The following is an 11,799-nucleotide window of genomic DNA, read 5'->3' as shown; positions in this document are numbered from 1 at the left end:
TCAGGGTTCGAGCGTCCAGGTATATTGCCCGACGCTCTCGGCGGTCAGAACCACGAAGTCACGGGTCTCGTAGCCCGCCGGGCACGTCGAGCTGCCGTCGGACCAGAAGGTGTAGGGTCCGGGGTACTGGACGCACAGGGGATGGTTGCCACGCCAGACCCGGCCCGAGCCATCCGTCGTGTCGCCATACATGTAGAAAATGGTGTTGTCGGTGGAGACCAGCGCGGTACAGGCCCCCGCATTCACCGTGTACCAGCCGCGGTTGATGAACCGGCCGGTCCCGACCTCGATATAGGAGATCGCAACGGTGCCGTTGCGGCCACTCTCATTGCAGACCCGGATGTCGATGGTAGAGGCCGGCGGCGGCGCGGGGGGTGCCATGCCCGGCTTGGACTGGGCGGCGGCCACGCCCGGCGAGCCGGCGACGATTGAAACGGCCAGAGCCGCGACGAAAAGATGTGTTCTCATGATCCCCTCTCCCCGGTTGAGGGTTTAGGTTAACAAGGTTCTCCGAAGATGCCACTGACCGTTGCTGACAACTGCACCCGACCCCGGCGGACCCGATGAGCCCTGTGCTGAGGGATGCCGTCGAAGGCGACCTGCCGGCGATCACGGCCCTTTATGGCGCCGAGGTCGAGGGCGGCACCGCCACCTTCGAGACCACGCCGCCCGGGCTTGAAGAGATGATCCGGCGCTTCGCGGCGGTGCAGGGACACGCCCTGCCGTGGCTCGTCGCGGAAACCGATGGCCGTTTCGCCGGCTATGCCTATGCCTCGCCGTTCCGGCCGCGTCCGGCCTATCGCTATGGCGTCGAGGTTTCGATCTATGTCGAGGCGCACGCGCGTCGGCGGGGCGTGGGCCGGGCCCTTCTCGAAGGCCTGATCGCCCGAAGCCGCGACCATGGCCTGCGGCATCTGATCGGTGCCATCAGCGACAGTGACACCAGTGAGGCGTCGATCGCCCTGCACCGGGCGCTCGGATTCCGGGACGCCGGCGTCTATCGCCAGGTTGGCTGGAAATTCGAACGGTGGCTGGACGTCACCCTGATGCAGCTGGACCTCGATCCCGACGGTGCGCCGCCGGCTTCGCCGGGGCTGGACCTGACGGGCGGCCTCGCTTGACACCGGCTTGTAACGGGCGTGGATGGCCTCCGTGCGGAGCCTGAATGTCATCCTGATGCTGCTGGGCGCCTTGGCGGTGCTTCTGCTGGGCGTGGCACCCGGTGCGGCCATGACGACGGACGCCCCGCCCTGTCATGAGGCCCCCGCCCATGCCGGAGTGGGGCATGAGGCCCCTGCCCCGTCCGGCAAGGCCATGGCGGCCATGGCCTGCTGCGTTTCCTGCGTCGTCGCACCGCCCGTGCAGCCTCCGCCGCGCGACCTGACAGCCCGCCCGGCAAAGCCTGCGCCGCCGGTTCCGGCCTGCCTGCCCATCGGCCGGATGCCCGCTCCGGAGCATGGGCCGCCGAAGGCCTGATCGCGTCGCTCTTCACTGTGCCGCTGCTGCGGCGCGCGATCGTCCCATGTTCCCAAGGAGGCCATGATGGCTGTCCGTCTATCCGCGTCCCTCACGGGCGCATCCCTGCTTGCGCTGGCCATGCCCGCCGCCGCGCAGGATCATTCCCACCCCGCCATGCCGCCCGCAGCGGCCGCGCCCCAACAGCACGTTCACACGCCCGGCATGGTCATGCCCGCGCCACAGGCAGAGCCCGTGGACCCTCACGCCGGCCATGACATGGCAGCGATGGATCACCCGATGACCAGTGCGCTCGGACCCTGGCCGATGACCCGCGACGCCTCGGGCACCAGCTGGCAGCCCGATCTGGCCGAGCACGGCGGCGTCCACGCCACCGCCGGCGACTGGTCGTTGATGGGGCATGCCCGGCTGAACCTCGTCCATGACCGGCAGAACGGCCCGCGCGGCGACGAGAAGACCTTTGTCAGCGGCATGATCATGGGCGCCGCCCGTCGCGACTTCGCCGACGGCTCGGTCCTGAACCTGCGGGCGATGCTGAGCCCGGACCCCTTCATGGGCAAGGAGGGCTTCCCCCTGCTGCTGGCCGCCGGCGAGACGGCGGACGGTGTGACGCCGCTGGTGGATCGCCAGCATCCCCATGAGCTGGTGATGGAGCTGTCGGCCTCATACGCACGCAGGCTTGGCGAGAGCGACAGCGTCTTCGCCTACATCGGCCTGCCCGGCGAGCCGGCCTTCGGACCGCCTGCCTTCATGCATCGCATGAGCGCCATGGACAGCCCCGAGGCACCGATCACCCACCACTGGCTGGACTCAACCCACATCGTCTTCGGCGTGGCGACGGTCGGCTGGGTGCATGACGCCTTCAAGCTGGAAGCCTCGACCTTCCGCGGCCGCGAGCCGGATGAGGATCGCTATGACATCGAGACGCCCGAGCTGGACAGCTGGGCGGTGCGGGCGTCGTGGAACCCGTCGCCGGAATGGTCGCTGCAGGCGTCATACGCCGATGTGACCGCCCCGGAGCAGCTGGAGCCGGATGAGGACGAGACCAAGCTGTCCGCCAGCGCCATCCACACCCGGCGCGTCGGTCGGGACGGCTGGTGGAGTTCGACATTCGCCTGGGGTCGGAAGACCAATGACCACGACGAATCGAAGGACGCCTGGCTCGCGGAGACTGCCTTCACCCCGGACGGCGCCTGGACCGTGTTCGCCCGGGCCGAGCGGATCGAGACGGACGAGCTGGTTGCGGGCCCGGGCGGAGGCCACGGCCCGCTCTATGTCGTATCGAAGGCTTCGATCGGGGCCGTCCGGGACTGGCGCGTGACGGACAATGTCCATCTCGGCCTGGGCGCGCTCTACAGCGTCAACAGCGTACCGGGAGGGCTTGAGCCGCTCTACGGCGGCGATCCGGACGGCGGAATGATCTTCGCCCGGCTCAGGATCGAGTGACGGATGGTCGCGCCGTGCAGGCCGGGTGCCTAGCGCGGCGCGATCCCGTTCGGGACCGTTGTGAGCCAGGGTGCCGGGCTGAAGCGGCGCGGCGTCTCCGCAAACGCGCCATGCCGGATGAACTGGCGGGCGAAGGCGACGACGCCGAGGATGGTGGTCTCGTCGAACGGTTTGGACACCGCACCCAGCGCGCCCGCGAACCCGTCGGGGATCTGTTCCGGATTGGCGGTCAGAAAGACCACGGCCGTACCGTGGTCCTTGATCAGGCGTCGGGCGATGTCAGGACCGGTCATCCCGTCCAGCAGATTGATGTCGACCAGGGCCAGCTCAGGCCGGTCCTGTTCGGCGATCGCGAGGGCACCGGCCGTGTCCATGGCACAGCCCACGACGTTGCAGCCGGACTCGGACAGGACCAGCTCAAGCTCCATGGCGAGCAAGGCCTGGTCTTCGACAATCAGGACCCGAAGGTCGGGTACTTCAGACACGGCAATCCCCCGGGCGCCAACCGGACGCATTAACACTCTTGTGTCGGTTAGCGGACACCCAACGCACGGATTCCCGATCGGTTCACCGCCATCGATGCATTTGCGCAAATTTGCATGCGGCAGGGCCCCGAAGCGGGACGACTGGATGCAAAAGGTCTGTCGGAAGGGCTGACGCCGTCAGCAGGGGCGGATGGCTGGGGAACTAGGACCACCAGCGCCGCCATAATCACCAGCAAAAACAGAGCGCTCTTCTATGCTCGGGAACCATGTGCATTGGCGGTGTGCATTAGTTCTCGGGCCGGTTCAAGCTGCCACACGTCTCCAGCATTCGTTCAATTCGGCATCTAAGCGGCGGCATGGTTCCAGACCGCTGCCGAATTATGAGAACGCCACGGCAATCGAGCAGGGCGGCTCCGGCATGGACGTTCAGGGCGGCGCCGATTGAACGCAAGCCCCGTGGCGGCGGATATGCGCCAGGAATGGACATTGGTTGATCGTCTACAAGCAGACCTCGAAGCTGAGGCAGGCGTCCATTTGGGCTGCCCGTCGAGATCGCCGCATCGACGGAACTGGCAACGCTTGAAACTCGTCGCGACCAGACCCATTGCCGATCGTCCGCTTGTCGGCGGAGCGAACGCTCGCGGGTGTCACTCTGGTAAGGCCATAATCGCAAAAGGACATCCAGCTTCCGAAGCCAGATGTCGGGGGTTCGATTCCCGCTGGTCGCTCCAATTTTCATGCGCGTCACGAGGTTGCAACTCCAGTTCGGTCAGGAAGGCCGGACCCGCAACGCGCCGCCGTCGGAGACGGATTGCCCGGGATGAAGCACCACCCGGTCGCCCGGTTTCAACCCCGAGCGGACCTCAGCCAGCTGCCCGTTGTTCTGGCCAATCTCGACCCGCCGCAACCGCGCCCTTCCGCCCTCGACCCTGAACACAGCCCATCGCCCCCGGTCCCGGAACAAGGCCGCCGCAGGAACCCGGACCACCGCCTCCCCGGTCCAGACAATCACCGCCGCCTCGACCCGGTAGCCGTGGCCGACGGCGGACCAGGCCGCGGGCGGATCGACCAGATCGATGATCACCCTGACCCGCTGCTCCTCGACGCCCAAGGCCGACACCTTGAGGAACCCGTAGGGTTCGACCTGCCGGACCCGCCCCCGAAGCGGCGGTCCGTCCCCCCAAGCGTCTATCACCGCAGGCGCGCCTGCGACGATCCGCGCCGCATCGCTCGACAGCAGTTCGGCGACTACCTCGAGATCCCGAGGGTCGCCGATCTCCAACACGGGCGCGCCCTGCGCGATCACGCTTTCGCTTTCCTGCAGCACCCGCAGGACACGCCCGGCCACCGGCGCCCGGATCGTCACCGTGCGTCCCCCGGAACTCGCGGCGGCCGGCTCGATCAAACGCACCCGGGCCGCCTCAAGGGCCGCCTGCCGCACGCCGACACCCGCCCGGGCGTTGCCGGCGGCGGCGGCGGCGGTGCGCACATCGAGACGGGCGCGGTCCAGAGCGCTTTGCGACGCGACCGAGGCGGCGAACAGGGTCTCGGTCCGATCGGCCTCGATCCGGGCATAAGCCAGCCGGGCTTCGGCGCTTTCCAGCTCGGCGCGCGCGAGCGCTAGGGTGGCCTCGGCCGAGCGGACTCCGGCCTGAATCTCCAGCCGGGACAGCTCGTCCACGAAGGTCGCCGGGGCCGGCTCGATGATCGCGATCACCGCCCCGGCCTCGACCCGCTCGCCCGCGCGGTTGCCGACACGCAGCAACCGGCCCGAGACCGGAGCAGAGACCAAATAGACGTCTCGCGCCCGCGTGCGCGCCTCGTCACGGACTGAAACCGTGAGCGGGCCGCGGCTGATCTCGCCGAGGTCCACGAGGACGGGGCGCGGCCGGAAGGCGAAGACGAGCAGCGCCGCCAGCGCCAGCGCGACGGCGACCCAGAACAGCGTCCGGAATTTGAGATTGAACCGGCTGATTTTCAATGCGCTACTCTCCGGTCTTCAGGGCTTCGACCAGATCGAGCCGATCGATCTGCCGCCGCACCATCAGGCTCGCCGCGACAGTAATGACCAGCACCACCACCGCCGCCATGCCGAAAGTCGCGGGCGCGACGGCGAAGGGCAGCCGGAAAAGGTCGGAACTCATGGCGTGGGCCAGATACCAGGCGAGACCGGCCCCTGCCGCCGCGCCCAGCGGCAGAGCGAGGAGCGTCAGAAAAGCCACCTCCCCTAACAGTATGTAGGAGACGTCGGCGCGCGAGAAGCCGAGCACCCGCAGTGAAGCCAGCTCACGTTGGCGCTCGGCGAAGGAGATGCGCACCGTATTGTAGACCACCCCGGAAGCGATCAGGCCGGCGAAGAAGACGTAGACGAGGATGGCCCTGCCCAGGTTCTCGTCGAGCATGGCGGCGAGGCGTGTCACGGCTTCCGCCTGCAGACCCACGCCGACGACGGCGGGCGTCTCTTTCAGATGAGTGTAAAGGCTCGCCGTCCGGTCGGCGTCGACCGTCAGCCAGGCCCCCGACACCTGCGCCCCCTCGCCCAGCGCCCGGTTCAGGTCCTCGATACGCATCCGCGCCCCGGAGCCGACATAGCTGGTGGTGACGGCCGCGACCGGAAGCGCGAGCAACGGTCGGCGGCCTTCCGTGACCTGCGCCTCGACGGTGTCGCCCGCCACGAGCTGGAGCTTGGCGGCCAGATCGCTGGACAGGATCAGGCCGCCGGGATGCGGCTGGACCGGCCGATTGTGGGTGTCGACCATCCTGGACAAGGTCCCGTCCAACGGCGCGCCGGTGATCACCGCCCGCTCCTCGCGCGCGCCGTGGCGCAGGCGAACCGGGACCACACGAAACGGCTCGGCCGCCAGCACTCCATCCTCTCGGGCGAGACTGAACAGGGCAGCCCGAGACCGGGGCTCGACGAAGCTCACCGAGACATCGTGGGGGTTCGATACGGTGAAGCTGGAGTCGATCATCACCTTGATCCCGTCCATCATCGACATCGTGCCGATCAGCAACGCGCCCGAGGCTGCAATTCCGGCCACGGTCAGGGCCGCGCGCCAGGGCCAGCGGATGATCTGGCGCAGGATCATGCGCGATTGCTGATCGAGTATCTTGATCCGGGTGATCCAGGCCCCGGCGGCCTTGGAATAGTCTGGCGGCGGCGCGGGGGTCATCGCTTCCGCCGGGCTCAGGGCCGCGACCCGCCGCACCGCCAGGACCGCGCCGCCCATTACCGTCAGCATCGCCACCCCCACCACGGTGGCGTAGTCGGCCGGATCCGCCTGAAACAGCAGGAAGGGGAAGCGGTAGTACTCCATATAGAGCTCCGCCATGCCCCGGCCGAGCCAGGTTCCCGCCGCGCCTCCGATCAGCACCCCCGCCGCCGCGATGACGGCGACGAGCTTGAGATAGTGGGCGACGATGTCGCGATCCCGGTAGCCGAAGGCCTTCAGCAGACCGATGCCGGCCCTTTGCACGGCGATCAGCCGCGAGATCACCACGTTGACCAAGAAGGCCGCCACCAGCAGGAAGACCGGCGGCAGCACCCGGCCCATGGTCGTCAGCTGGTCGATCTCGCTGGAGACGAAGGCGTCCGAGATCTGGTCGGCCCGGCCATAGGCTCCCGGCGCGCCATAGGGCACCAGCAGGCGATCGAGCGCGGCGATCACGGCGGGCGCGGAGGCACCGCGCGACAGCCGCACCACGGATTCGTTGAAGGCCTCGTCCTGATTGACGGCTTGCGCCAAGGCGCTGCGCCGCATCCAGAGCACGCCGAACAGCCGATCATCGGGAACGAACTGCCCCGGGCCGATGGCGTAGACGTGTTCCGGCGACAGGGCGATCCCCACCACCGCCAGCTCGCGCCGCCCCCCGTAGATCGTGGCCGGAATCCTGTCGCCGATCTCGAGCCGGTGGGCGTCGGCAAAGGCCTGCAGCACCACCGCCTCGTCCCGCTGTCCGGCGGTCGGGAGACGGCCGCGGACCAGATGCAGCCGATTGACCCCCGCCTCTCCCACGTCCGGCAAGGACAGGACTTCGCCGGTGGCGGGCGCGCTCATCCCCTCCATGGCGAAGAGCACCGGGATCCGGATGCGAGTCGCCGCGGCCTGGACTCCGTCGATGGCGCGGATGTCGTCGATCAAACGTTGCGGAGCCCGCACCGTCGGCGCCCAGATGTCCGCGAGCAGGTTGCGCTCATAGTAGGCTCGCCGGGTCTCCTGCAGGGAACTCAGCATCCCGGCGGCGAGCAGATGGACCGCGACCCCGCCGGCGATGACGAACGCGATCGCCAGGGCTTGGACTTTCATGCGCCACAACTCGCGCAGCAGCTTGCGGTCAAGGGCGCCCATCCAGGCAGGCAGGCGGTTCACCAGGAAATCTCCCGGGGTTGGCGCTTGGTCCGGTTTACGCGCACCTCGCGGACCCGCCCGTCGGCGAATATCACCACCCGATCGGCGATGGCGGCGATGCCGACATTGTGGGTGATCAGCAGGGTGGTGGCACCAAGGGTGTCGTTGACGGTCTTCAACGCCTCCAGGACCCGCACGCCGGTGGCGGAATCCAGCGCCCCGGTGGGCTCGTCACAGAGCAGCACGGATGGCTGCTTGGCCACGGCGCGGGCGATCGCCACGCGTTGCTGTTCGCCGCCCGACATCTGGGCGGGAAAGTGATCCAGACGGTTCTCCAGGCCGACCATAGCCAGCGCCTCCTCCGGACGTAGGGGAGCCTCGGCGATCTCGGTGACCAGGGCGACATTTTCGCGCGCGGTCAGGCTGGGCATCAGATTGTAGAACTGGAAGACAAAGCCGACGTGCCGGCGGCGGTATTCGGTCAGCTGCCGCTGGTCCGCCCGGCTGATGTCCGCGCCCCGGAACAGCACCTGTCCGCTGGTCGGCGTGTCCAGCCCGCCGAGGATGTTCAGGAACGTCGACTTGCCGCTGCCCGAAGCGCCGAGCACGACGACCATCTCGCCGTCGGGCAGGTCGAGGTCGACGCCGCGCAGGGCCTGCACCGCCGCCGGACCGGAGCCGTAGACCTTGGTCACGGCCCGGGCGCTGAAGCAGGGCGGGGCCGGCGTCGCCGCGGCCGGGGCGTCAGCGGCGCGCGTCATCGGCCCGCCGTGCGCGGGGGAAGGCCGGATGCGATTGATTGTTCGATCCACAGGGGCATGGCCGCGATGATCCGGGTCAAGGCGTGCAGGATGGCAGCCGGTGACGGTCCATCCTGTGATCTGGATCAAGCGGCCCGTTCTCGTCGCTCAGGAGCCCGTTGTCGCCGCCTCCGCCCTCGCCACTGCCTCGACGGTCCGGGGAAAGCTGCCCGGATTGACGCTGATCGAGTCGATTCCGGCGCGCGCGAGCAGGGCCGCCACCTCTGGATAGGTCGCCGGGGCCTCGCCGCAGATGCCGATGGGACGGCCGTTTCGCTTCGCGCCGGCGACGGCTTGGCGGAGCATCTCCAGCACGCCCGGATCACGCTCGTCGAAATCAAAGGCGACCTCGGCGGAGTCCCGGTCCACGCCCAGAACGAGCTGGGTGAGATCGTTGGACCCGATGGAGAAGCCGTCGAACAGCCGGGCGAACGCGTCGATCTGAATCACATTGTTGGGGATCTCGCACATCACATAAACCTCGACCCCGCCCAGGCCCTGGCGAAGGCCCTGGGCGGCCAAGGCCTCGAGAACCCGCCGCCCCTCGTCCACCCGGCGGCAGAACGGCACCATCAGCCGGACATTGGTCAGTCCCATGAGGTCGCGCACCCGCGCCAGCGCCTCGCATTCGAGGGCGAAGCCGTCGGCGTAGAAGGGATGGGCGTAACGGGCGGCCCCGCGAAACCCCAGCATGGGGTTCTCCTCCACGGGCTCGAAGTCCGTCCCGCCGGCCAGCGAAGCGTATTCATTGGTCTTGAAGTCGGAGAGGCGAACGATGACCGGCCGCGGATAGAAGGCCGCTGCGATCGTGCCCACGCCTTCCGCCAGCTTGCGGACGAAACACGCCCGGGGGGATTCGTCGGCGCTCGCCCAGGTCTCGATGGCCCGGCGCAGCCGTGCCGAGGCGATCCGGTCGGGATGGGCGGCGGCCATCGGGTGGACGCCGATAAGCTCGCTGATGATGAATTCGATCCGCGCGAGGCCGACGCCCGCGGCGGGAAGGGCGGCCGCCTGGAAGGCCATGTCGGGCTGCGCCAGGTTCAGCATGATCGCGGTGCGGGTTGACGGCAGGTCGGCCGTCCGCAGACGCTCCACGGAGAAAGGCAGCCGGCCAGCGTAGACCGCCCCCTCCTCGCCGCGGGCGCAGCTGACGGTAACCGCCTGCGCGGCCCCCAGACGTCGCGTCGCGTCGCCCGTTCCGACCACCGCGGGGATGCCGAGTTCCCGGGCGACGATGGCCGCATGGCAAGTGCGCCCGCCTTGATCGGTGACGATGGCGGCGGCGTTTCTCATCGCCGGCAGCCAATCGGGACTGGTGGTCGCGGCGACGAGGACCTCACCGGGGACGAAGGCCGCCAGATCGGCCTGGCCCAAGACCACTCGCACCGGTCCCGAAGCGACGCCCTGGCCGACTGCCTTGCCGAACGCCAGGATCGGCGCCGCGCCGGGGTCCAGCTTGCGGATTTCGTAGACGCCCTCCGGACGGCGCGAGGCGGCAGTCTCCGGCCTCGCCTGGAGGATGTAGAGGCGGCCGTCGGCGCCGTCCCGCGCCCACTCCAGGTCCATGGGGGCCCGGCGCCCCGCCCGGGTCGAATAGTGATCCTCGATGACGATGGCCGCGCCGGCAAGTTCGAGCACCTCCCAGTCCGTGAGGCAGAAGCGTCGGCGGTCGCGCCGCGGGACGGCCCGTTCGCGCAGAACGCCCGAATCCGCGCCGCGCCGCGGGCGGACGAGACGGGTCTCCTTGCTCCCGAGGGTTCGGGCGAGAACGGCGCGGTAGCCGGCGCGGTACGTCGGCTTGTGGACGTAGAATTCGTCCGGCCCCACCCGGCCCTGAACGATGCCCTCACCGAGCCCCCAGGCACCGGTGATGAACACTACCTCCGGAAAGGTGGTCTCCGTGTCGATGGTGAAGGCGACTCCGCTGGCCCCGTCGTCGGCATCCACCATCCGCATGACCGCGACCGACAGCGCGACCTTGAAGTGGTCAAACCCATTCTGGACCCGATAGACGATGGCACGGTCGGTAAAGAGCGAGGCGAAACATCTGCGGCAGGCCTCGATGACCCCGGCCTCGCCCGTGACATGTAGGAAGCTGTCGTGCTGGCCGGCAAAGCTGGCCTCCGGCAAATCCTCCGCTGTGGCTGAACTGCGCACCGCGACCCCAGGAGGCGGGCCCGGCCGGGCGGTCATCTGGCGGTACGCCGTGGCGATCGCCGCCTTGAGGCGAGGATCGTCCGTCGCTTCATAGACGATCGCCCGGGCCCGGGCACCCCGGGTCGCCACCCGGCCGACGTCGTCGATGTCGAGATCCTCGAGCAGCGCCGCCAGTTTCGGCCAGGCCCCGGCGGCGGTCAGAACGTCCCGATAGGCCGCCGCCGTCACGGCGAAACCCTCCGGGGTCGTGACCGAACCGCCGCGCAGCAACCGCCTCAGCTCCCCGAGCGAGGCGGTCTTGCCGCCGACCGCGGCGATATCGTCCAAACCGACTTCGTCGAGTCCGAGAACGTAGCCCCTCGGAGCATCGCTGGCTGGCGAACCGGCTTTCGGCATGGCTCAGAGAACCTCTCTCAGGCAGGCGATCACCTCAGCGTCGTCGACCTGCTGGAAGTCTCCATAAGCCTCTCCGACGGACCTGAACGGCTCCGGTTCGAGAAGGCAGACGAAATCATCAACCTCCTTGCGCAAGGACGACACGAGCCCGCCGGGAGCCACAGGCGTCGCCAGCACGACGCGGCGCGCGCCCTGGGCGCGCAGGCCCGCGATGGCGGCCCGCGCCGTCGCTCCAGTGGCCAGACCATCGTCCACGACCACCACGACATGACCCTTGGGGTCGAGACGTCTTCGGCCTTCGAAATACAGCCGGCGACGCCGTTCCAGCTCGGCGAGGGCGGAAAGGCGCTCCCGATCCAGCCAGGCCGGCGACACGCCGGTGAGCCTGACGATGTCCTCGTTAATGACCGTCCGGGGATGGCTTCCGTCGATAACCGCCGCGAGCGCCACCTCCGGGTTGTCGGGCGCGCCGATCTTGCGCGCCAGCGCGATGTCGAGTGGAGCCTCCAAGGCTCGCGCCACCTCAAGTGCGACAGGCACGCCGCCCCGGGGGATGGCGTAGACGATCACGTCGCCGTCGACCCGATCGACCAGGGCCTCCCCGAGGTGGCGACCCGCGTCGGCGCGGTCGGAAAAGGCGGGGAGTCTGGCGGACACGAGACGCCTCCATTGGCTCGGGGCGCCGCCGCT

Annotated in this window: 10 protein-coding genes; 3 read left to right on the top strand and 7 right to left on the bottom strand. The window is 68.8% G+C overall.

Annotated elements, in window-relative coordinates; genetic code table 11:
* Positions 1 to 468 carry a DUF1036 domain-containing protein gene (locus KB221_08495; GenBank protein WIY68148.1) on the bottom strand — a complete coding sequence of 156 codons (468 nt, stop codon included), beginning with the start codon at positions 466 to 468 and terminating at the stop codon, positions 1 to 3.
* A gap of 95 nt (positions 469 to 563) precedes the next feature.
* Here KB221_08495 and KB221_08490 point away from each other — a divergent pair, with 95 nt between their 5' ends.
* The 3 genes from KB221_08490 (at position 564) to KB221_08480 (ending at position 2,922) form a co-directional block, all read left to right on the top strand.
* The gene (locus tag KB221_08490; GenBank protein ID WIY68147.1) at positions 564 to 1,121 is read left to right on the top strand and encodes an N-acetyltransferase family protein; all 558 of its coding nucleotides are present in this window, start codon (positions 564 to 566) and stop codon (positions 1,119 to 1,121) included.
* A gap of 31 nt (positions 1,122 to 1,152) precedes the next feature.
* Positions 1,153 to 1,476: a hypothetical protein gene (locus KB221_08485; protein WIY68146.1), complete on the top strand. Its 324-nt coding sequence runs from the start codon at positions 1,153 to 1,155 to the stop codon at positions 1,474 to 1,476.
* Positions 1,477 to 1,542: 66 nt separating this feature from the next.
* Positions 1,543 to 2,922, top strand: coding sequence for a hypothetical protein (locus KB221_08480; GenBank protein WIY68145.1), 1,380 nt, complete (start codon positions 1,543 to 1,545; stop codon positions 2,920 to 2,922).
* Positions 2,923 to 2,951: 29 nt separating this feature from the next.
* On the opposite strand, the gene KB221_08475 is transcribed toward KB221_08480, so the two are convergent.
* From KB221_08475 to KB221_08450, 6 genes are all read right to left on the bottom strand, one after another.
* Positions 2,952 to 3,407, bottom strand: coding sequence for a response regulator (locus tag KB221_08475; protein ID WIY68144.1), 456 nt, complete (start codon positions 3,405 to 3,407; stop codon positions 2,952 to 2,954).
* A gap of 769 nt (positions 3,408 to 4,176) precedes the next feature.
* A complete protein-coding gene (locus KB221_08470; protein ID WIY68143.1) occupies positions 4,177 to 5,388 on the bottom strand; it encodes an HlyD family efflux transporter periplasmic adaptor subunit in 1,212 nt (403 codons plus the stop codon).
* Between the two features lie 4 nt (positions 5,389 to 5,392).
* On the bottom strand, positions 5,393 to 7,777 hold the full coding sequence (locus tag KB221_08465; GenBank protein ID WIY68142.1) for an ABC transporter permease: 2,385 nt from the start codon (positions 7,775 to 7,777) through the stop codon (positions 5,393 to 5,395).
* A complete protein-coding gene (locus KB221_08460) occupies positions 7,774 to 8,517 on the bottom strand; it encodes an ABC transporter ATP-binding protein (GenBank protein ID WIY68141.1) in 744 nt (247 codons plus the stop codon). The genes KB221_08465 and KB221_08460 overlap by 4 nt, the downstream gene beginning before the upstream one ends.
* A gap of 147 nt (positions 8,518 to 8,664) precedes the next feature.
* A complete protein-coding gene (gene ppsA, locus KB221_08455; GenBank protein WIY68140.1) occupies positions 8,665 to 11,040 on the bottom strand; it encodes a phosphoenolpyruvate synthase in 2,376 nt (791 codons plus the stop codon).
* 72 nt (positions 11,041 to 11,112) lie between these two features.
* Complete coding sequence (locus KB221_08450; protein ID WIY68139.1) at positions 11,113 to 11,766, bottom strand: phosphoribosyltransferase family protein; 654 nt, start codon at positions 11,764 to 11,766, stop codon at positions 11,113 to 11,115.
* Between the last annotated feature and the right edge of the window lie 33 nt (positions 11,767 to 11,799).

This window comes from Aquidulcibacter paucihalophilus, assembly GCA_030285985.1.
GTDB lineage: Bacteria > Pseudomonadota > Alphaproteobacteria > Caulobacterales > Caulobacteraceae > Brevundimonas.
The sequence above is the reverse complement of the archived record's forward strand: the minus strand, read 5'-3'. Positions and strand labels throughout refer to the sequence as shown.